Consider the following 19,297-nt stretch of genomic DNA (forward strand, 5'->3'; position numbering starts at 1 on the left):
CTTGCGCGCATGCGCATCGCCACGTGGAACGTCAATTCGATCACCGCCCGGCTGCCCCGGCTCCTGGCCTGGCTGGAGAGCAGCGGCACGGACGTGCTCTGCGTCCAGGAGACCAAGTGCACCGCCGAGCAGTTCCCCACCGACGAGCTGCGCGAGCTGGGGTACGAGTCGGTGGTCCACGCCACCGGGCGGTGGAACGGCGTGGCCCTGCTCTCCAAGGTCGGCCTGGAGGACGTCGTCATGGGCCTGCCCGGCGGACCCGACTACGAGACCGTGCAGGAGCCCCGGGCCATCTCGGCGACCTGCGGCCCGGTCCGCGTCTGGTCGGTGTACGTGCCCAACGGCCGCGAGGTCGCCCACGACCACTACGCCTACAAGCTGCGCTGGCTGGAGGCGCTCCAGGGAGCGGTCGCCGCGGACGCGGCGGGGGAGCGCCCCTTCGCCGTCCTCGGGGACTTCAACATCGCCCCGACCGACGACGACGTCTGGGACATCTCCCTCTTCGAAGGCGCCACGCACGTCACCGCCCCGGAGCGGGCCGCCCTCGCCGGACTGCGGGAGACGGGCCTGTCCGACGTGGTCCCGCGCCCCCTGAAGTACGACCACCCCTTCACGTACTGGGACTACCGCCAGCTCTGCTTCCCCAAGAACAGGGGCATGCGCATCGACCTGGTGTACGGCAACAAGCCCTTCGCCGACGCGGTCAAGGACAGCTACGTCGACCGCGAGGAGCGCAAGGGCAAGGGCGCGTCCGACCACGCCCCGGTCGTCGTCGACCTCGACGTCTAGGACTTGGCCGGGAGATCACGTGCGGGGCGGAATGACCCCGATCGCTGCGGTGGGGTGCCGAGGAAGCGTGGCTGCGTCTGCCATTGGGCGGCTGCGTGCCAGTCGCTCTGGTCGCGGCGGCGCCGGTAGTGGCTTTGACACGCGCGCCCAAGAGTGGTTTGCCTCCCTGCGGGCGGCCGTGGGGCCGTGCGCGCAGGGCTTCACGGCGACCGACTCCACGGGGACGACGACGTATCGGAAGGCCGAGCCGGAGCCCCTGTCGGCGGGCGACGAGGCGCTCGCCTGGGGCCTCACCGTCGAGCGGGACGGGGCGCCGGTGGTCGTCCGGCTCGCGGCGGTCCGCAAGAGGAACAACGTGGCGCTGTTCTTCACCTGCGACCCCACGGGCGGTGTCGACCGGCAGCCGATGGCCGTCATCGACGCGCAGACGGCCAAGCTGCCCTGACTCCACGGCCGAGGGCGGCTTCCGCCGTGGGCTGCCTCCATGTGCGGATCGTGGGATACGTCGGCCAGTCGGGGCTTGATTTAGTGGTCACGGGCGATGGCGCTGTGAGCGGAGTCGGCTGCGCCGACGGTGTAGTCGAGCGCGGTGAGGTGGACCGACAGCTCTCCGGTGCCGCACCCCGCCTCCAGCGCAAGCTCGGGCGCGTGGACACCGCCATGCAAACCCGTCGTCCAGGGAGTGTCCTGTCGATCACGTGACAGCTGGTTGCACGTGGTTCCGACCGGCCCGAGGGATAGTGGATCTTCGTTTATGTCGGTTGTGGCGGGGTGCTCGCATGTCCAACCCCGGCCCCGGGACCTCCCCTGGCACCCCGTGGAGCGGTGATCTCCGCGTGCCGGGTGGTCCATGGGAGGGTCCGGTGCGACGCTGGTCGGATGAACATCCCCTTCCTGGACAACTGGCGCAAGCGGCACGAAGCCGATACCTCCCCGCTGACGGCGGCCTTCGACCGCGACCCGGAGGGGGTCGGCCAGCTGCTCGCCGAGTGCGAGCTGCTGCGTGCCAGGGCCCAGGAGACCGGGGTGGAGCTGGACGACTCCCCGCGCTCGCTCGCGGCCCTCGACCAGCTCCCGCCGCGCTGGCGCGACGACCCGGAGGAGCTGCCCTGGATCGGCAACGACGCCGGTCTGTACCTCGGCACGGTCATCGTCCGCACGGTGCCGGGTGCCTGCTGGCGGGTGTGGCCCGGAGGGCAGCCGGTGGTGCGGCTCGCCTCCGGGCGGGAGATCGACGTGGTCGAGGCCGGCCTCGACTGGGCCGTGAGCGGGTCCCCCGAACTCTCCCACGTGTACGCGGAGGCCGCCGAGTTCTGACCGGCCGCCCCACCCTTCTGCAGTAAATACGGCTTATCCGTGTTTCATGCGTGTCGGGCGTGAAGTCCCTTTTCGTGCTGGATAGTTTGCGCTGACCTCGACACAGCCGAGAAGGGGGCAGGGCAGCGTATGGCCGTCGATCCGCTGATCGAGCTGCGTGGCGTCAACAAGCACTACGGAACGTTGCACGTCCTGCAGGACATCGATCTCACCGTCGGTCGCGGGGAGGTGGTGGTGGTCATCGGACCGTCCGGCTCGGGCAAGTCGACCCTCTGCCGGGCGATGAACCGTCTGGAGTCCGTCGAGTCGGGCGACATCCTCATCGAGGGGCGTCCTCTTCCCGAGGAGGGCAAGGCGCTGGCCCAGCTGCGGGCCGAGGTCGGCATGGTCTTCCAGTCGTTCAACCTCTTCGCGCACAAGACCGTCCTCGCCAACGTGTCCCTCGCCCAGATCAAGGTGCGCAAGCGGAAGAAGCAGGAGGCCGACCGCCGTTCGCGTGAACTCCTCGAACGGGTCGGCCTCGCCGCCCACGCCGAGAAGTTCCCCGCCCAGCTCTCCGGCGGCCAGCAGCAGCGCGTCGCCATCGCCCGCGCCCTCGCCATGGACCCCAAGGCGCTGCTGTTCGACGAACCGACCTCGGCGCTCGACCCCGAGATGATCAACGAGGTCCTCGAGGTCATGCGGCGGCTCGCCCGCGAGGGCATGACCATGGTCGTCGTCACCCACGAGATGGGCTTCGCCCGCTCCGCCGCCCACCGCGTCGTCTTCATGGCCGACGGCCGGGTCGTCGAGGACCGCACCCCGGAGGACTTCTTCACCGCCCCGCGCAGCGACCGCGCCAAGGATTTCCTGTCCAAGATCCTGAAGCACTGACGGGGAGCGACGCCATGCACCGTACGCAACGACTCCTCGCCGCGCTCGCGCTCGTGCTCGCCCTGGGCGCCGCGGCCGCCTGCGGCAAGGAGGGCAGTCCTCCGGTCAAGGGGCCACAGCCCGACGCACTCCCGAAGTACCGGATCGCGTCGGCGTTCCAGCTGCCCGACTCCGCCACCTGGAGGAAGGCGAAGAACCGCGGCCGTCTCATCGTCGGCGCCAAGGAGGACCAGCCGTACATGGGCGAGAAGGACCCCGCCACCGGCAGGTACTCCGGCTTCGACATCGAGATCGCGAAGATGATGGCGGCCTCGCTCGGCTTCGACCCGGCGTCGATCGAGTTCAGGACCATCGCCTCGGCCAACCGCGAGACCGCCCTGCAGAACGGTCAGATCGACTACTACGTCGGCACCTACACCATCAACGACAACCGCAAGAAGCTCGTCGGGTTCGCCGGCCCCTACTACATGGCCGGCCAGTCCCTGCTCGTCCGTGCCGACGAGAACGACATCAGCGGGCCACGGGACCTCGACGGCAAACGGGTCTGCTCGGCCGCCGGCTCCACCCCGTACCAGCGGATCGAGAAGGACTACCCCGAGGCCGACCTCGTCGCCTACGACACCTACTCGGTCTGCGTCGACAACCTGCTCACCTACCAGGTCGACGCGGTCACCACCGACGACACGATCCTGATGGGCTACGCCGCCAAGGTCCCCGACGAACTCAAGGTCGTCGGCAGGCCCTTCTCCCAGGAGCCGTACGGCATCGGCGTGCCGCGCGACGACAACGCCCTGCGCTTCGCCCTCGACGACGCCCTCGCGGCGCACGAGAGGAACGGCGACTGGAAGAAGGCGTACGACGCGACCCTCGGCCTCTCCGGGGTGCCCGCCCCGCGGCCGCCCGCCATCGACCGCTACCCGGCGAGCTGAGGAGGAGGAGCGGCGACATGGATGTACTGACCGAGAACTTCTCCCTCTACGGCGACGGCTTCCTCGGCACCGTCGAACTCACCGTCTACGCCTCGGTCCTGGCCCTCGTCCTGGGCTTCCTGATGGCCTCGTTCCGGGTCGCGCCGGTCGGCTCCCTCCGGGTCTTCGGCGGCGTCTGGGTGACCGTGCTGCGCAACACCCCGCTCACCCTCCTCTTCTTCGCGGTGATGCTGGGCCTGCCACGCTTCGGACTCGTGCTCCCCTTCAAGCTGTTCGCGGTCCTCGCGCTCGGCTGCTACACCTCGGCCTTCATCTGCGAGGCGCTGCGCTCCGGCATCAACACCGTGCCGCGCGGCCAGGGCGAGGCGGCCCGCAGCCTCGGCATGACCTTCGGACAGACCCTGAGCGCCGTGGTCCTGCCGCAGGCCTTCCGCTCCGTCATCCCGCCCATCGGCTCCACCCTCATCGCGCTCGCCAAGAACTCGGCGATCGCCGGCGCCTTCAGCGTCACCGAACTCCTCGGCACCTACAAGACGTTGAGCGAACTCGGCTACAACATCATCTGGACCTTCGTCTGGATCGCCGTCGGCTATCTGATCGTCACCCTCACCATCAGCGCGATCTTCAACATCCTGGAGAAGGGCTGGGGAGTCGCCCGATGACCGAGTCCACCGCCCTGTACGACATCCCGGGTCCGCACACCCGGAAGCGCCACCGGCTCTACGGCGTCCTCTCCACCGTGGTGATCCTGGCGCTGGCCGGCTGGATCCTCCACCTCCTGTTCGACACCGAGCAGTTCACCTCCACCAAGTGGTCGCCGTTCGCCTACGAGGGCATCCAGGAGCTGCTGCTGCGCGGGCTCGGCAACACCCTCAAGGCCTTCGCGTACGCCTCGGTGCTCTCGCTCGCGCTCGGTGGCCTCCTCGCCACCGGGCGCCTCTCCGAGCACCGGGTCTTCCGCTGGATCTCGACACTCCTCGTCGAGTTCTTCCGTGCCATGCCCGTCCTGGTGATGATCTTCTTCATCTTCGTGGCGCTGAAGGTCCACCCGCTGCCCGCGCTGGTCGCCGGACTGACCCTGTACAACGGCTCGGTGCTCGCCGAGGTGTTCCGTACCGGGGTCGACTCGGTCGACCGCGGGCAGCGTGAGGCGGCGTACGCGCTCGGCATGCGCAAGACACAGGTCATGACCTACGTCCTGGTGCCGCAGGCGCTCCGTGCCATGCTGCCGACCATCATCAGCCAGTTGGTGGTGGCCCTGAAGGACACCTCGCTCGGATTCCTCATCACCTACGAGGAGTTCCTGCACGCCGGCAAGCTGATCGCGTCGAACCTCGACTACGACCTGCCGTTCATCCCCGTCGTCATGGTGATCTCACCGATCTACATCGGGATGTGCATGCTGCTGTCCTGGTTCGCCACGTGGGTCGCCAGGAAGGAGCGCCGCAGTCCCAAGACGAAGGCCGTCGAGGTCGCCCCGGCCGAACCGGGGACGCTGCTGCCGGGCGGAGGTCCTCCCAGGGGCGCGTAGCGGGCGCGCGGCAGCTCGCAGGAAGCCATGCCCGTCCGGCAGCAGCCGGTGATCACTCCTCCCGCAGCGGGATCGACACGAACGACGGGTCGGCCGAAGGGGAGGAGAAGGTCAGCTGCGCGCCGGTCGGGTTGTGCTCGATGTAGAGGGGGTCGACGGTGTCGACGACCACGGCGAGACGGTGGCCGGCCGGCACGTCGTAGGCCGTGGAGAACAGCTCCAGGTCGACGGTGAACGGCTCGCCGGGCGTCTTCCCGTGGAAGGTGTACGGGGCGTTGCTGACCAGTCTGCCGAGGCCGAGCGGGCCCACGTCGTAGAGGTACGCGACGAGGGTGCCGCTCTCCTCGGTGGAGGTGACCGTGGTGTGGAGCTTCGCCGTACCGCGCACATTCTGGACGGTGTCGTAGCGCTCGGACTGCCACACGCCGGCGAAGGAGCGGGGGAGCAGCGGGATCGAGGCCATGGGCGGGATCTTGAGGAACTGGTCCAGGGCGTTGGAGAGGAGGACGACGCCGCCGTTGGCACCGGAGTCCACATCGGCCCGGATCCGCTGGGAGCCGCCGAGGGCGATCTTCCGCTCGTCGGCGCCGACCGACTTCCAGTCGGGGTAGCCCTCGTAGCCGCCCGTGGAACGCGACTTGAGCTGGACGGGCTGCTCGCGGTCGATGCCGTTGTCGGCGCCCTTGAGGTAGCGGTCGAACCAGCGGTGGGCGCTGGTCCAGGTGTCGTTGGGCAGACCCAGCAGGCCGGTGGCCTCGGCGGTGGCGTGGTCGCCGGGGCGGAACTCCAGGCGCTTGGGGCCCTGGAGCTTCTCGTAGAAGGAGGCGTACTGGTTGGGCGGGAAGATGGTGTCTCCCCAGGCGTTCCCGAGCATGATCGCGGCGCCGTTGGCGTTGATCCGGTCCAGGTACGTGACGGCGGAGCGCTTCCTGCCCCAGGCGATCATCTTCTCCTCCTCGGCGAGGTTGGAGGAGAGGAAGTCACCAAGTATCTCCTGGAGTTCGGGGCCGGGGCGGCCGGTGAGGTAGCCGGCACCGCCGAGCAGGGCCGCGGCCTGGACGTGCTGGGTGCGGCCGCTGTAGATCGACTCGATGAGGTCGGCCCAGCCGCTCAGCGCCGCCACGGCCTTGACGCGCTTGTCGTGCGCGGCGGCGAGCAGGCTGATTCCGGCGCCGTACGAGACGCCCGCCATGCCGACCTTGTCGGGGTCGGCGGCGGTGTTCGCGAGGACCCAGTCGATGACCTTGGAGGCGTCGGCGACGTCCCTCGGCCCGGCGGTCTCGATCTGGCCGCCGGACTGCCAGAAACCGCGCGAGTTGTAACTGACCACGATGTAGCCGGAGTCGGCGAGCTTCCGGGCCTGGGCGAGGTACTCGACCTGGGGCATGGCCCAGCTGGTGGGCAGCACGATCACGGGGTGGCGGGCGCCGGAGCCCGCACCCGCCGGGGTGAGGACATTGGCCTTCAGGACGGTGCCGCCGTCGCCGGCGATGTCGACGAAGTGGAGGCCGGTCTCGGTGGCGTGGGCGGCGGGTGCGAGCCCGAGCGCCGTCCCCGCCACGAGGGCGGCCGAGACGGCGAGGACCAAGGGTGTGCGCACGGGTCACTCCTCACTGATGTCACTGATGGGGGGCAGTGAAAGTGACCCGACGGTAACCGGGAGGCCTTACTCGGGGTAACCAGCTGGTGAGTTACGTGCGGGTAACGATTATTGGACTGACTGTCAGTTGAGGGCGCTCTTGGAGCGCCACTCGGCCCAGGACAGATTCCACTCGCCGTAGCCGTTGTTCAGCGCCTGCGTCCCCTTGGCATCGGAACCGGTGATCTCGAAGGGGTCGCCCACCCGCACCCGGTCGTACACGGCCCGCGCGTCGCCGTCGCTCATGCCGATGCAGCCCGAGCTCCTGTTGGCGCTGCCGAAATGGGCCGCGTTCCAGGGCGCCGCGTGCGCGTACATCCCCGACCAGGTCAGCCGCATCGAGTAGTCGACCATCTTGTCGTAGGCGTCGCCGAGCCCCACGGTCTCCGAGCGCATGTTGATGGTGCCCTCCTTGGACATCAGCACGGTCCTGCCGCGCCAGGAGGCCTTCTCGCCGCCGGGCGTACCGGCCGACACGGGCACCTCCTTCACCACGGCGCCGTCCCGCAGCAGCGTCAGCCGGTGGTTGTCGAGATCGACCTTGACGAGCTGCTCGCGTCCGATGCCGAAGGTGGTGGTGTAGTCGCGTACGAACCAGCCGCCGGCGCCGGAGTCGATCCCGCTCAGCCGGGCGTCGAGGGTGACCTTCGTGCCGGCCTTCCAGTACTCCTTCGGCCGCCAGTCGACCCGGTCCTTGCCGGACCAGTCCCGCATCCAGCCCCAGGAGCCTTCGGTCCGGTTCGAGGTGGTGACCGTGAGGTGCTTCTCGACCTCGGCCTTGTTCTTCACCGGGTGGTCGAAGACGATCGACAGCGGCTGCGCGATGCCGACGGTGGTGTTCTTGCCGGGGGCGAGCGTCAGTTTGTTGACCCGCTCGGCCGGTGCGGTGGTGAACCCGGCGCGGGCACTCCCGCCGGAGGCGTCGCGCGCCTCGATCGCGTAGGCGGTTCCCGGCACGGCCTTGCGCGAGGAGGTCCAGCTCGTCCCGTCGGCGGACACCTTCCCCTCCAGCCGCCCGCCCTTGGAGTCGGTCACGTCGACCCGCGACAGCCTCCCCTCGGCGAGCCGGACGACGACCGGCTCGCCGGCCGTCGCCCGGTCGCCCGTGAGATTCACCGAGATCCGCGTCCGCGGCGCCCCCTCCTCCGTACCGCCGGCCGCCGCCGTTCCTCCGGAGCAGGACGTGACGGCGGCCAGGGCGAGCGCCCCGGCGACGGTGGCGAGCAGGGGGCGCGGGCGTATGCGGTTCACGGGGACGACCTCCGGTGTGGATCACTTTCGCGGGGAGAGAGGGACGGAGGCCGGGAAAGGTTGCGCGCGTTTGATCTATTTCACGGTCTTCGGATGTGAGATGGGCGATACGTCGCCGTCCAGCAGCGCGACGACCTCCAGGAAGTCGTCGTAAGCCGCGCCGTACCGCTCGTCGGCGACGAGGAACACGGCCCGGTCGGTCAGGGCCCGCGCCGAGGCCGCCGGGCCGTCGTGGGCCGGGCCGGGAAGGTCGGCCAGGCGGCGGGCGAGTGCCACTCCTTCGTCGAAGAGCGGCCGGAACGGCTCCAGGTCGGGGCGGCCGCGCTTCACCCCGACGAGCACCGAACGGATCGTCAGCCGCCGCTGCGCGGTGACCAGCGCCGGAAGGTGCCCTCGCGCATCGGTACGGGCCGCACCGGCGAGGGCGGCGACCTCCTCCTCCAGGCGGGGCAGGCTCGCGACGTACGCCTCTCTCACATCGGGAGACCAGGAGGAGAGGCTCGTACCGAACGCCGGTGCCGGTGCGCCCGGGGAAGCCTCCGGCTCGGCCGGCCGGCCGGACAGGGCGAACAGGGCGGTCCAGCGGAGGACGTCGCCCCCGCTCGTGCGCTCGCCGGTCCTGGCGAGCTCCGCGAGGAGAGCGAGTGCCTCCTGCCGTGCGGAACGGGCCTCGGCCCGGCGCCCCGCCGCGTCCAGCATCCGGGAGTGGTGGACCAGTTCCCAGGTCAGCAGGGCCAGGGGCGGCTTCGCGGCCTCGACGCCACGGCGGTGCGTGCTCACCAGGTCCGCGAAGACGTCCAGGGCCGCGTCACGCTGACCGGCGGCGTCCAGGTCGGCCGCCCATGCGACGTTGTTCCAGAAGAAGACGTCCGCCGGCGTCTCGTCCGGCCCAGGACGGGCGAGCCGCTCGCGGAGTTCGGCGGCCTCCCGGTGGCGGCCCTCCTCGGCCCGCACGGTGGCCAGCCGCCCCTCCACGTACCGGGCGCTCGACACCTGCCCCTGCTCGAACCCCCACCGCCCCGCCTCGGCCATCTCCTCGCACATCGCGACCCCCTCGGCCCGTCGGCCGGCACGGAACAGCTCGTGCTGACAAGTCCTCAGAACGTCCACCAGCAGCTCCGTCCTCCTCGGTTCACCGGCGTCGATCCGCCGGGCGGCGTCCGCGGCCTCCGCGCACACGGCCAGCCGCACGTCCGGCCGGTCCCCGATCTCGCGCCAGTAGCCGTACGACACCAACGCCCGGGCCAGCTTGGGCAGATAGGTCAGCGGGCTCACCGGCGCGAGGACCCGGTACACCTCGACCTCTCGGACGGGGCTCAGCCCGCCGGATCCGAGCAGCATCGTCCGTGCCCGCAGCACCGCATCGTGATCGATCTTCTCGGAGTGATTCATGACGGTGATTCTGGGATCTGCCGAAGCGCTCGAACAAGGTTTCCCGACCGTGTCATCGGTCCTACGAAAACCGCCTCTGACCTGTCATGATGGATACGTCATCACCTCTGGAGCCGGTCCGGCCGATCTCGTCCCGCGCGGCTGCCCGATGCTCCGCGGACCTGGATTCCCGGAGGCGGGCGCTCCAAGCTGAGGCCCGTGGAGAACACCAGCGACGTACCCGACGTCTTCGATCCCCGTGTCTACGCCCACGGATTGCCGCACGAGGCGTTCCGCACCCTGCGCGACCGGTGGCCGGTCGCCCGGCAGGAGGAGTACGAAGTCCTCGGCTGGCCCCCCGGCACAGGTTTCTGGGCCGTCACCCGCCATGCCGACGTCGTGCGGGTGCTCAAGGACGGCACGACCTACTCGTCGTGGCTCGGCGCCACCCAGATCCGCGATCCCGACCCCGCCGACCTGCCGTTCATCCGCCGCATGATGCTCAATCAGGACCCGCCCGGGCACGGGCGGCTGCGTCGGCTCGTCAGCCGCGCGTTCACGCCCGGCCGGATCGAACGGTTCGCCGTGAACGCGCGGTCACGGGCCCGCGAGCTGCTCGGCGCGGCCCTGGAGGCCGGGCCGGAGGTGGATCTCGTGAGCGCTGTCACCGACGACTACGCCCTGCTCAACCTGACCGACCTCCTCGGGGTGCCCGCCACCGACCGAGGACTACTGCTCGCCTGGACCGAGCGGGTCATCGCCTACCAGGACCCCGACGAACCGGCCGTCCTCGGCCCCGACGGCCGGCCGGTCGATCCGCGCTCACCCGCCATGCTCGCCGAGATGTTCGGCTACGCCCAGGAACTCGCCGCGTACAAACGGAAGCACCCAGCGGACGACATCATGACCTCGCTCGCCACGACCGAACTCCAGGACGCCGAGCTGGAGATGTTCTTCTTCCTGCTCACCGTCGCCGGCAACGACACCGTGCGCTCCGCCGCCCCCGGCGGACTGCTCGCCCTCGCCGAACACCCCGCCGAGCGCGAGCGGTTGTGGCGCGGCGAGGTCGCGACGGACAGCGCCGTCGACGAACTCCTGCGGGTCCACCCGCCCGTGCTCTCCTTCCGGCGCACCGCGCTCCGCGACACCGAGCTGGCCGGCCAGGGCATCGCCGCGGGCGACAAGGTCGTCGTCTTCCACGCCTCCGCCAACCACGACGAACGGGTCTTCACCGACCCCCACCGGCTCGACCTCGGCCGGAGCCCCAATCCGCACGTCTCGTTCGGAGACGGACCGCACGTCTGCCTCGGCGCCCACTTCGCCCGCATGCAGCTGCGCATCCTGCACGAGGAGGTGCGGGACGCCTTCACCGACCTCACCCTGGTCGCGCCGCCCCGCCGGCTCGTCTCGAACTTCATCAACGGCGTCAAGTCGCTGCCGGTTCGGCCGCGACGGCCGTCATCGCCTGCCGCGTCACATCGGCGACCAGCTCCACCACGTCCGGGCCGTACGCCTGCGAGTTGACCACCTTGAGGAGGAGGACGAACGGGCCGGAGCCGTACGTGCGCGCCAGTTTCTCGTGGTGCTTGGCCAGATAGCGGGTCGCGGCCTGGTTGGTGACCGCGAACTGCCCGCAGAAGAGGAACACCGGCCGCCCGCCGTCGCCCGCCGTGAGCCGGGCGAGGACGACGTACTCCGTCACGCCGTTTACCCCCCGGTACACCTCGCCCCCGATCGTGAACATGCCCCGGTCCTCGACCGGGTCCGACTCCACGTTCATGCGCAGACCCGGCAGCAGGGAGGAGAGATGCGCGGCCATCCGGCGATTGGAGTACGGTCCGCCGACGCAGAACTCCGCCAGGTCACCGATGCCCTGCCGCGCCGAGTCGTGCTGGACTATCCGGGGCTGCGCCCCGCAGTCCTTGATCAGGGCGGACAGTTCGAGCAGCGCGGAGACGTCGGTACGGTGCACCGAGCCCTCGCTGCCCGCCTTGCGGTTCACCACCAGCAGGCACTCGGAACCGCCGGCGAGACCGAAGAACGCCTGCTTGCGGCGGAGCCCGCGGCGCCACAGATACGTGCGGGTCAGCCAGCCCAGCGATGCGCTGACGCCGGTCGCGAGCACGCCGAGGACGACATTGCGCAGGTCTTCATTCATGGGCGCGCATGCTAGCGGGGCGGCGCCACTCCGTTCGAGGCGGTCCTGACGAGGAGGGCGGGAGGAAGTTAGGCTGCCGGGACGGCTGTTGACTGGAGGTAGGAATGCGTCGTTCCGCCGCACGGAATGGGTCGGTTCTCGCCGTCGCCGCGACGGTGCTGCTCTCGGTGGGCGCCGCCGCACCGCCGTCCGCCGCACCGCCCTCCGCATCCAGGGCGACCGAGGCGAAGCCGGCGGTCAAGGAGCCCGTGGCCGTCGGCTGGGGCGGTGCCGTGGCCAGCGTCGACGCGGACGCCTCCGCCGCCGGCATCGAGGTGCTCCGCGAGGGCGGCAACGCGGTCGACGCGGCCGTCGCGGTGGCCGCGGCCCTCGGCGTCACCGAGCCGTACTCGGCCGGTATCGGTGGGGGTGGCTACTTCGTCCACTACGACGCCAGGACCCGTACGGTGCGCACCATCGACGGGCGCGAGACCGCGCCGCGGTCGGCGGACGCGAACCTCTTCGTCGAGAACGGCAAGCCCATCCCCTTCGACGAGGGGATGACCAGCGGCCGCGGCGTCGGCACCCCCGGCACCCCGGCCACCTGGAAGACGGCGCTCGACACATGGGGCAGCAAGCCGCTGCGCACCCTCCTCGCGCCGGCCACGCGGCTGGCCCGCGAGGGCTTCACCGTCGACCCGACCTTCCGCGCCCAGACGGCCGCCAACGAGGCCCGTTTCCGCGACTTCCCGGCCTCCTCGGAGCTCTTCCTGCCGGGAGGGGAACTGCCCGTCGTCGGCTCGACGTTCAAGAACCCGGACCTGGCCCGTACGTACGAGAAGCTGGGCCGGGAGGGCGTCGGCGCCCTCTACCGGGGGCCGCTGGCCCGGGACATCGTGAACACCGTACGCAAGCCCCCGGTGCGGGAGGGGGCCACGCGGGTCGTCCGCTCCGGCGACCTGACCGAGCGTGACCTGGCCGCGTACGAGACCGAACGGCGGCGGCCCACGAAGATGTCGTACCGCGGTCTCGACGTCTACGGCATGGCGCCCTCGTCCTCCGGCGGCACGAGCGTCGGCGAGGCGCTCAACATCCTGGAGCGCACCGATCTCTCCGCGGCCACCCAGGCCCGGTACCTGCATCGTTTCATCGAGGCGAGCCGGATCGCGTTCGCGGACCGGGGCCGCTGGGTCGGCGACCCGGCGTTCGAGGACGTCCCCGTGCGGGAGCTGCTCTCGCAGCGGTACGCGGACTCCCGGGAGTGCCTGATCCGCGACGACGCGGTCCTGACCAGTCCGCTCGCGCCGGGCGACCCGCGCGACCCGGCCGACTGCGCGAGCGGCGGGACGGCGGCGCCGACCACGTACGAGGGCGAGAACACCACGCACCTGACGGTGGCCGACAAGTGGGGGAACGTCGTCGCCTACACGCTGACCATCGAGTCGACGGGCGGCAGCGGGATCACCGTGCCGGGGCGCGGCTTCCTGCTCAACAACGAGCTGACCGACTTCTCCTTCGCCCCGGCGAACCCGGCGGTCCACGACCCGAACCTGCCCGGTCCCGGGAAGCGGCCCCGCTCGTCGATGTCCCCGACCATCGTGCTCGACAAGCACGGGCGTCCGCTCCTCGCCCTGGGCTCCCCGGGCGGGGCGACCATCATCACCACCGTGCTGCAGACGCTGACCGGCGTCGTGGACCGGGGGCTGCCCCTGGTCGACGCGATCGCGGCGCCCCGGGCGAGCCAGCGCAACCAGACGACGACGGAACTGGAGCCGGGGCTCTGGAACAGCCCGCTGAGGGGCGAGCTGGAGGCGATCGGCCACGGCTTCCGGCAGAACCCGGAGATCGGCGCGGCGACGGGCGTCCAGCGGCAGCCGGACGGCAGCTGGGTCGCGGCGGCGGAGACGGTCCGCAGGGGCGGAGGCTCGGCGATGGTCGTACGGCCCCGGCGCTGACTGCCGGGGCCCGCACGGCGCGCGGCTCCGGCGGCCGCAGGGCGGCGAGGCCCCGGGGTGACGTCCGGGACCCCGGGCCGCGCGGGCTACCAGGCGCCCAGTCCCCGGGGCTGACCGGCCAGGCCTCCGCGCGTCGCGGCCCGCGCCTGAAGGGTGGTCAGGACGCGGGGACGGTCGTGGTCGTACGGTCCCGGGCCGTCCGGTCGGCTCCTGCGGCTACAGGGCCGTCAGGATGCGGGGGCCGTCGTCGGTGATCGCGATCGTGTGTTCCGTGTGGGCCGCGCGGGAGCGGTCGAGGGTGCGGATCGTCCAGCCGTCCCCGTCGGTGTAGTGGTCGTCACGGCCGCCGCCGATCAGCATCGGCTCGATCGCGATCACCATTCCGTGGCGCAGCGGCATGCCCCGGCCAGGGCGTCCCTCGTTGGGGACGCCCGGGTCCTCGTGCATGGTGCGGCCGACGCCGTGGCCGCCCATGCCGTCCGGGATGCCGTATCCCGCGCCGCGGCACACGCGGCTGACGGCGTGGGCGATGTCGCCGATGCGGTTGCCCACGACGGCCGCGCCGATCCCGGCCTCCAGCGCCGCGTACGCCGTGTCGATCAGGCGGGTGTCCTCCGGGCGGGCCCGGCCGACCGTGAAGCTGACGGCCGCGTCGCCGACCCAGCCGCCGAGGGACGCCCCGCAGTCGATGGAGACGAGGTCCCCGTCGGCGAGCCGGCGGCCGTCCGGGATGCCGTGCACGATCGCGTCGTTCACCGACGCGCACACGACGGCCGGGAACGGCACGGGAGCCCAGTCGGGGTGGTAGTGCAGGAAAGGCGATCCCGCGCCGGCCTCGTCGAGCACCTCTCGCGCCGCCCGGTCCAGTTCGCCGAGGGTGACGCCCGGCGCCGCCTTCTCCCGCACCGCCGCCAGCGCCCGGGCGACGACCCGGCCGGCCTCTCGCATCGCCCGCAGTGATTCGTTCGTCTTGATCTCCACCATGCCAATTACTATACCGGTATTAGAATGGGCTTCATGGTGCGCACACCCCTGACCCCCGAAGAGCGCGAGCGCGGCGAACGACTCGGCCTGCTGCTGCGCGAGGCCCGCGGCGGCCGCTCCATGGCGGAGATCGCCGCCGCCGCCGGGCTCTCCGCGGAAACGCTCCGCAAGATCGAGACCGGACGGGCCCCGACCCCCGCCTTCTTCACCGTCGCCGCGCTGGCCGGGGTCCTCGGTCTCTCCCTGGACGAGGTCGTCGCGCGCTGCGCGCTCGTACCGGTCTGATTCCGGCTCGGACCCGAACCGCGGGGGCGCGCGCCCGGTGGCATAGCCTCGGCCGCATGATGCCCGAGGAGTTGCGACACGGCCGCTACGTCAGCCTGACCACCTTCCGCAGGAACGGGACCGGCGTGGCGACGCCCGTCTGGTACGCGGTGGAGGGCGACCAGCTGTACGCGTGGACCCGCACCGACTCCTGGAAGGTCAGGCGACTGCGCGACGACCCGCGGGCCGTCGTCGCCCTCTGCGACGTGCGCGGGAACACCGCGCCGGACGCGGTCGGCGTGGAGGGCACCGCCAGGCTCCTGGAGGGGGAGGAGCTGCGCCATGTGCGCCGGCTGCTCGCGCGGAAGTACACCTGGCAGTTCTGGATGGTGGACTGGCCGGCCACGGTCGCCCGCCTCGGGAAGCGGCCTCACACCGGCATCGCGGTGACATTCTGAGAGACGGTCCGCGACACGAAAACCGTCTGTAGCCGTCACGTAACACGACTGAGGTCCAATGCGTGCGGACCGGAAGGTTCCAGTCGAGTGTGCGGGTGGTGCGGCGGTATGACGACCGATCAACTTCCGGCGGAAGCGGGAGCGTTCGCGCGCTTCCTGAGAGACCTGGTGGCCCGCCTGGAGCCGGGTGAGGGCTGGTACGGCGTCTTCACGAGCCGGGACCCGGACGGGATGCGGGCCTGCCTCGACGGTACGGAGATCCTGCCCTGGGACGTGGTCGAGTCCCTGCTCCAGGACCTCGGCGAAGCGCCGACGGGGCCCCGGGCCGTACGGGGCAGGGCGCTGCACACCGCGGCCGCCGCCGCCCACGACCGGAGGCCGGGCGGAGCGGAGGCGCTGCGCGAGCGCCTGGCGCTGATGGAGCGGGAGCGGCGCCGCGCCGAGAACCGCTCGCGTGAACTCGAGGCCCTCCTGAGCGCGGCCCAGGGCTTCCCGGACGCGCCCCGGCTCCAGCACGAACTGGCCTGGGTCCGGGACGACCGCAGCCGTGCGACGGCCCGGATGGCGGAACTGACGGCGCGCCTGACCGTCCTGACCCGTCCGGCCCCCGCCCCTGCCCAGGCTCCCGCACCCGCCCCTGCTCCCGCACCCGCCCCTGCTCCGGCTCCCGCCTCCGCCCCGGCCGTCAAGCGGCGCCCCAGGGGCGCCCGTTACGCATGGATGGAGGAGGTCGAGGACGCGCCGGAGGCGGTGGGGGTGCCGCAGTTGCCGGTGGGCGACGCCCGTCCGCGCGGTGCGCGGTTCGGCGGAGCCGAGACGACCGCCGCCGCCCCGCCCCGTACCCCAGCCCCGCCCCTCACCGCCACCGCCGATGACGCCGCCGAGGCGGCCCGCGCCGCAGCGAACGCGGTCTACGCGCTGCGGCGGCTGCGCGCCCAGGGCCGCAGCGGCGAGGCGCACGCCCTGCTCTGCGAGGCCGTCGCGGGTCCGCCCGCCTGGCTCCCCGCCCTCGCCGCGGAACTCCACCGGGTCGGGCTCGGCGCCGACTGGGCCACCCTGCTCTGGGAGGCGGCCACCCTGCCCCCCGGCCGGCTCGCCGCCGTCGCCGGGGCGCTCGCGGACGCGGGCCGGGACCATGACTGCGACCAACTGCTCCGCCAGGGCGTCGCCCGGCCGGTCGAGGAGCTCGCCGACGCCTGCACCGCCCTGCGCGCCGAGGGCCACCACCGTGAGGCCCATGCCCTCCTCGCGGCCTTCGTCCGGGCTCGTACGCCGGAGGACGCCGCCCGGCTCGCCGCCATGGACCCGCACGCTCTGGTGCCCCAACTCCTCGACGCCGCACACGCCGTGTCTCCCGAGCGGGCACGCGACCTGGCGCACGCCCTGCGGGTCGCCGGCCTGGGCGGAGCCTGACCGCACCGCCCCCGTCCGTCACGCCGGCGCGTCACGTCGTGCGGACCGCCGCATGTCACGTCGTATGTCACATCGGAACAGACCTGGACGTGTCGGTGCGTGTCCGACGTGGACCACTCGGGTATGAAACATGATCGACTCCGGCGGTTCACGGCGGTGGTCTTGCTCCGGGGTGTGACGGGGCTTACGTTCTCCTCCTACGTACCGCGTCTACGTGCGTAGAGGCTCTCTGACGCCGTGCCGAAGGAGCAGCTCATGACCGCTGTCGTACGCGCCGCACTCGTCCAGGCGACCTGGACCGGCGACACCGAATCCATGATCGCCAAGCATGAGGAGCACGCCCGCGAGGCGGCCCGGCAGGGCGCTCGGATCATCGGGTTCCAGGAGGTCTTCAACGCCCCCTACTTCTGCCAGGTGCAGGACCCGGAGCACTACCGCTGGGCCGAGCCCGTGCCGGACGGTCCCACCGTCCGCAGGATGCGGGACCTCGCCCGCGAGACCGGCATGGTGATCGTCGTCCCGGTCTTCGAGATCGAGGGTTCAGGCTTCTACTACAACACCGCCGCCGTGATCGACTCCGACGGCTCCTACCTCGGCAAGTACCGCAAGCACCACATCCCCCAGGTCGAGGGATTCTGGGAGAAGTACTACTTCCGCCCCGGCAACATCGGCTGGCCGGTCTTCGACACCGCCGTCGGCAAGGTCGGCGTCTACATCTGCTACGACCGCCACTTCCCCGAGGGCTGGCGCCAACTCGGCCTCAACGGCGCGCAGCTGGTCTACAACCCCTCCGCCACCCACCGCGGACTCTCCTCTCACCTCTGGCAGCTGGAACAGCCGGCCGCCGCCGTCGCCAACGAGTACTTCATCGCCGCCATCAACCGCGTCGGCCAGGAGGAGTACGGTGACAACGACTTCTACGGCACCAGCTACTTCGTCGACCCGCGCGGCCAGTTCGTCGGCGACGTCGCCTCCGACAAGACCGAGGAACTCGTCGTACGCGACCTGGACTTCGGCCTGATCGAGGAGGTCCGTAAGACCTGGGCCTTCTACCGCGACCGACGCCCCGACGCCTACGACGGGCTGGTACGGCCGTGAGCAGCCTCCACGACCGCCACCGCGCCGTCATCCCCGACTGGGTCGCCCTCTACTACCAGGACCCGATCGAGATCACCCACGGCGAGGGCCGCCACGTGTGGGACGCCGAGGGCCGCAGGTACCTCGACTTCTTCGGCGGCATCCTCACCACCATGACCGCCCACGCCCTGCCCGAGGTCACCAAGGCCATCGCCGAGCAGGCCGGCCGGATCGTCCACTCCTCCACGCTCTACCTCAACCGCCCGATGGTCGAGCTCGCCGAACGTATCGCCGCCCTCTCCGGCATCCCCGACGCCCGTGTCTTCTTCACCACCTCCGGCACCGAGGCCAACGACACGGCGCTGCTCCTCGCCACCGCGTACCGCCGCTCGAATCAGATCCTGGCGATGCGCAACAGCTACCACGGCCGCTCCTTCTCCACCGTCGGCATCACCGGCAACCGCGCCTGGTCACCCACCGGCCTCTCCCCGCTGCAGACCCTCTACGTCCACGGCGGCGTCCGCACCCGGGGCCCCTACGCCCAGTACACGGACGAGCGCTTCATCGACGCCTGCGTCGCCGACCTCGAAGACCTCCTCGGCCACACCCGGGACGTCGCCGCGCTGATCGCCGAACCCATCCAGGGCGTCGGGGGCTTCACCTCCCCGCCCGACGGGTTGTACGCCGCCTTCCGCCGGGTCCTCGACCGGCACGGCATCCTCTGGATCGCCGACGAGGTGCAGACCGGCTGGGGCCGTACCGGCGACCACTTCTGGGGCTGGCAGGCCCACGACCAGGCCGGCCCGCCCGACATCCTCACCTTCGCCAAGGGCATCGGCAACGGCATGTCCATCGGCGGAGTCGTCGCCCGCGCCGAGGTCATGAACTGCCTGGACGCCAACTCCATCTCCACCTTCGGCGGTTCACCCGTCACCATGGCCGCCGGCCTCGCCAACCTCGGCCACCTCCTGGAGCACGACCTCCAGGGCAACGCCCGCCGCGTGGGCGGACTGCTCCTCGAACGGCTGCGGGCCGTCGGCGCCGGAGTGGAGGCGGTACGCGAGGTCCGCGGCCGAGGTCTGATGATCGGCATCGAACTGACCGTACCGGGCACGGACGAGGCCGACCCGGCAGCGGCCGCCGCGGTCCTGGAGACCGCCCGCGAGAACGGACTGCTCATCGGCAAGGGAGGCGGGCACAACACCAGCACCCTGCGGATCGCCCCACCGCTCTCGCTCACCGTCGGCGAGGCCGAAGAGGGTGCCGCGATCCTCGAACAGGCGCTCCTGGCCCTGTAGTCCATCCGCAC

20 protein-coding genes are annotated in these 19,297 nt (G+C 71.3%); 14 read left to right on the plus strand and 6 right to left on the minus strand.

What is annotated here, in order from left to right:
* Positions 1 to 9 precede the first annotated feature (9 nt).
* Both ABZY12_RS13150 and ABZY12_RS13155 read left to right on the plus strand, forming a co-directional pair.
* Complete coding sequence (locus tag ABZY12_RS13150; protein WP_356889455.1) at positions 10 to 789, plus strand: exodeoxyribonuclease III; 780 nt, start codon at positions 10 to 12, stop codon at positions 787 to 789.
* Positions 790 to 967: 178 nt separating this feature from the next.
* On the plus strand, positions 968 to 1,234 hold the full coding sequence (locus ABZY12_RS13155) for a hypothetical protein (RefSeq protein WP_356889457.1): 267 nt from the start codon (positions 968 to 970) through the stop codon (positions 1,232 to 1,234).
* A gap of 80 nt (positions 1,235 to 1,314) precedes the next feature.
* Here ABZY12_RS13155 and ABZY12_RS13160 read toward each other — a convergent pair whose 3' ends face one another.
* Positions 1,315 to 1,455 carry a hypothetical protein gene (locus ABZY12_RS13160; protein ID WP_356889459.1) on the minus strand — a complete coding sequence of 47 codons (141 nt, stop codon included), beginning with the start codon at positions 1,453 to 1,455 and terminating at the stop codon, positions 1,315 to 1,317.
* Positions 1,456 to 1,668: 213 nt separating this feature from the next.
* On the opposite strand from ABZY12_RS13160, the gene ABZY12_RS13165 reads away from it, so the two are divergent.
* The 5 genes from ABZY12_RS13165 (at position 1,669) to ABZY12_RS13185 (ending at position 5,439) form a co-directional block, all read left to right on the plus strand.
* A complete protein-coding gene (locus ABZY12_RS13165) occupies positions 1,669 to 2,106 on the plus strand; it encodes a DUF6278 family protein (protein ID WP_356889461.1) in 438 nt (145 codons plus the stop codon).
* A gap of 129 nt (positions 2,107 to 2,235) precedes the next feature.
* Positions 2,236 to 2,979 carry an amino acid ABC transporter ATP-binding protein gene (locus ABZY12_RS13170; RefSeq protein ID WP_356889463.1) on the plus strand — a complete coding sequence of 248 codons (744 nt, stop codon included), beginning with the start codon at positions 2,236 to 2,238 and terminating at the stop codon, positions 2,977 to 2,979.
* Between the two features lie 14 nt (positions 2,980 to 2,993).
* Complete coding sequence (locus ABZY12_RS13175) at positions 2,994 to 3,908, plus strand: glutamate ABC transporter substrate-binding protein (protein WP_356889465.1); 915 nt, start codon at positions 2,994 to 2,996, stop codon at positions 3,906 to 3,908.
* Positions 3,909 to 3,925: 17 nt separating this feature from the next.
* Entirely contained in the window at positions 3,926 to 4,570 is a 645-nt protein-coding gene (locus ABZY12_RS13180; RefSeq protein ID WP_356889467.1) for an amino acid ABC transporter permease, read from the plus strand.
* Positions 4,567 to 5,439 (plus strand): amino acid ABC transporter permease, encoded by an 873-nt coding sequence (locus ABZY12_RS13185; protein ID WP_356889469.1) that lies wholly within the window; start codon positions 4,567 to 4,569, stop codon positions 5,437 to 5,439. The genes ABZY12_RS13180 and ABZY12_RS13185 overlap by 4 nt, the downstream gene beginning before the upstream one ends.
* Before the next feature lie 52 nt (positions 5,440 to 5,491).
* Here the strand turns inward: ABZY12_RS13185 and ABZY12_RS13190 are convergent, their stop codons facing one another.
* From ABZY12_RS13190 to ABZY12_RS13200, 3 genes are all read right to left on the minus strand, one after another.
* Positions 5,492 to 7,039: a CocE/NonD family hydrolase gene (locus ABZY12_RS13190; RefSeq protein ID WP_356889471.1), complete on the minus strand. Its 1,548-nt coding sequence runs from the start codon at positions 7,037 to 7,039 to the stop codon at positions 5,492 to 5,494.
* Between the two features lie 123 nt (positions 7,040 to 7,162).
* Positions 7,163 to 8,320 (minus strand): Ig-like domain-containing protein, encoded by a 1,158-nt coding sequence (locus ABZY12_RS13195; protein WP_356889627.1) that lies wholly within the window; start codon positions 8,318 to 8,320, stop codon positions 7,163 to 7,165.
* 84 nt (positions 8,321 to 8,404) lie between these two features.
* Positions 8,405 to 9,721: a hypothetical protein gene (locus ABZY12_RS13200; RefSeq protein WP_356889473.1), complete on the minus strand. Its 1,317-nt coding sequence runs from the start codon at positions 9,719 to 9,721 to the stop codon at positions 8,405 to 8,407.
* Between the two features lie 198 nt (positions 9,722 to 9,919).
* On the opposite strand from ABZY12_RS13200, the gene ABZY12_RS13205 reads away from it, so the two are divergent.
* Entirely contained in the window at positions 9,920 to 11,224 is a 1,305-nt protein-coding gene (locus ABZY12_RS13205) for a cytochrome P450 (RefSeq protein WP_356889475.1), read from the plus strand.
* On the opposite strand, the gene ABZY12_RS13210 is transcribed toward ABZY12_RS13205, so the two are convergent.
* Positions 11,127 to 11,858, minus strand: a complete 732-nt coding sequence (locus tag ABZY12_RS13210; protein WP_356889477.1) for a hypothetical protein — start codon at positions 11,856 to 11,858, stop codon at positions 11,127 to 11,129. The genes ABZY12_RS13205 and ABZY12_RS13210 overlap by 98 nt on opposite strands.
* A gap of 104 nt (positions 11,859 to 11,962) precedes the next feature.
* Between ABZY12_RS13210 and ggt the strand changes: the two genes are divergently transcribed.
* On the plus strand, positions 11,963 to 13,792 hold the full coding sequence (gene ggt, locus ABZY12_RS13215; RefSeq protein WP_356889479.1) for a gamma-glutamyltransferase: 1,830 nt from the start codon (positions 11,963 to 11,965) through the stop codon (positions 13,790 to 13,792).
* Positions 13,793 to 14,008: 216 nt separating this feature from the next.
* On the opposite strand, the gene map is transcribed toward ggt, so the two are convergent.
* Entirely contained in the window at positions 14,009 to 14,776 is a 768-nt protein-coding gene (gene map / locus ABZY12_RS13220; protein ID WP_356889481.1) for a type I methionyl aminopeptidase, read from the minus strand.
* A 33-nt stretch (positions 14,777 to 14,809) separates the two neighbouring features.
* Here map and ABZY12_RS13225 point away from each other — a divergent pair, with 33 nt between their 5' ends.
* The 5 genes from ABZY12_RS13225 to ABZY12_RS13245 all read left to right on the plus strand — a co-directional run bounded on the left by ABZY12_RS13225 (position 14,810) and on the right by ABZY12_RS13245 (position 19,286).
* A complete protein-coding gene (locus tag ABZY12_RS13225; RefSeq protein ID WP_356889483.1) occupies positions 14,810 to 15,061 on the plus strand; it encodes a helix-turn-helix transcriptional regulator in 252 nt (83 codons plus the stop codon).
* 56 nt (positions 15,062 to 15,117) lie between these two features.
* Positions 15,118 to 15,498, plus strand: a complete 381-nt coding sequence (locus ABZY12_RS13230) for a PPOX class F420-dependent oxidoreductase (RefSeq protein WP_356889485.1) — start codon at positions 15,118 to 15,120, stop codon at positions 15,496 to 15,498.
* A 108-nt stretch (positions 15,499 to 15,606) separates the two neighbouring features.
* Positions 15,607 to 16,911 (plus strand): UL36 very large tegument protein, encoded by a 1,305-nt coding sequence (locus ABZY12_RS13235; RefSeq protein WP_356889487.1) that lies wholly within the window; start codon positions 15,607 to 15,609, stop codon positions 16,909 to 16,911.
* A gap of 255 nt (positions 16,912 to 17,166) precedes the next feature.
* Positions 17,167 to 18,009 (plus strand): nitrilase-related carbon-nitrogen hydrolase, encoded by an 843-nt coding sequence (locus ABZY12_RS13240; RefSeq protein ID WP_356889489.1) that lies wholly within the window; start codon positions 17,167 to 17,169, stop codon positions 18,007 to 18,009.
* Positions 18,006 to 19,286: an aspartate aminotransferase family protein gene (locus ABZY12_RS13245; RefSeq protein WP_356889491.1), complete on the plus strand. Its 1,281-nt coding sequence runs from the start codon at positions 18,006 to 18,008 to the stop codon at positions 19,284 to 19,286. Before ABZY12_RS13240 ends, ABZY12_RS13245 begins: the two co-directional genes overlap by 4 nt.
* Positions 19,287 to 19,297 lie beyond the last annotated feature (11 nt).

Source organism: Streptomyces sp. NPDC006551, from assembly GCF_040611675.1.
In the GTDB taxonomy this organism is placed as follows: Bacteria; Actinomycetota; Actinomycetes; order Streptomycetales; family Streptomycetaceae; genus Streptomyces.

What these genes read in the sequence shown, in the direction of transcription:
- ABZY12_RS13230 (WP_356889485.1), top strand. Translation starts at nt 15,118, where the DNA reads ATGATGCCCGAGGAGTTGCGACACGGCCGCTACGTCAGCCTGACCACC.
- ABZY12_RS13180 (WP_356889467.1), top strand. Translation starts at nt 3,926, where the DNA reads ATGGATGTACTGACCGAGAACTTCTCCCTCTACGGCGACGGCTTCCTC.
- ABZY12_RS13165 (WP_356889461.1), top strand. Translation starts at nt 1,669, where the DNA reads ATGAACATCCCCTTCCTGGACAACTGGCGCAAGCGGCACGAAGCCGAT.
- ABZY12_RS13185 (WP_356889469.1), top strand. Translation starts at nt 4,567, where the DNA reads ATGACCGAGTCCACCGCCCTGTACGACATCCCGGGTCCGCACACCCGG.
- ABZY12_RS13150 (WP_356889455.1), top strand. Translation starts at nt 10, where the DNA reads ATGCGCATCGCCACGTGGAACGTCAATTCGATCACCGCCCGGCTGCCC.
- ABZY12_RS13175 (WP_356889465.1), top strand. Translation starts at nt 2,994, where the DNA reads ATGCACCGTACGCAACGACTCCTCGCCGCGCTCGCGCTCGTGCTCGCC.
- ABZY12_RS13240 (WP_356889489.1), top strand. Translation starts at nt 17,167, where the DNA reads ATGACCGCTGTCGTACGCGCCGCACTCGTCCAGGCGACCTGGACCGGC.
- ABZY12_RS13225 (WP_356889483.1), top strand. Translation starts at nt 14,810, where the DNA reads ATGGTGCGCACACCCCTGACCCCCGAAGAGCGCGAGCGCGGCGAACGA.
- map (WP_356889481.1), bottom strand. Translation starts at nt 14,776, where the DNA reads ATGGTGGAGATCAAGACGAACGAATCACTGCGGGCGATGCGAGAGGCC.
- ggt (WP_356889479.1), top strand. Translation starts at nt 11,963, where the DNA reads ATGCGTCGTTCCGCCGCACGGAATGGGTCGGTTCTCGCCGTCGCCGCG.
- ABZY12_RS13235 (WP_356889487.1), top strand. Translation starts at nt 15,607, where the DNA reads ATGACGACCGATCAACTTCCGGCGGAAGCGGGAGCGTTCGCGCGCTTC.
- ABZY12_RS13200 (WP_356889473.1), bottom strand. Translation starts at nt 9,721, where the DNA reads ATGAATCACTCCGAGAAGATCGATCACGATGCGGTGCTGCGGGCACGG.
- ABZY12_RS13170 (WP_356889463.1), top strand. Translation starts at nt 2,236, where the DNA reads ATGGCCGTCGATCCGCTGATCGAGCTGCGTGGCGTCAACAAGCACTAC.
- ABZY12_RS13210 (WP_356889477.1), bottom strand. Translation starts at nt 11,858, where the DNA reads ATGAATGAAGACCTGCGCAATGTCGTCCTCGGCGTGCTCGCGACCGGC.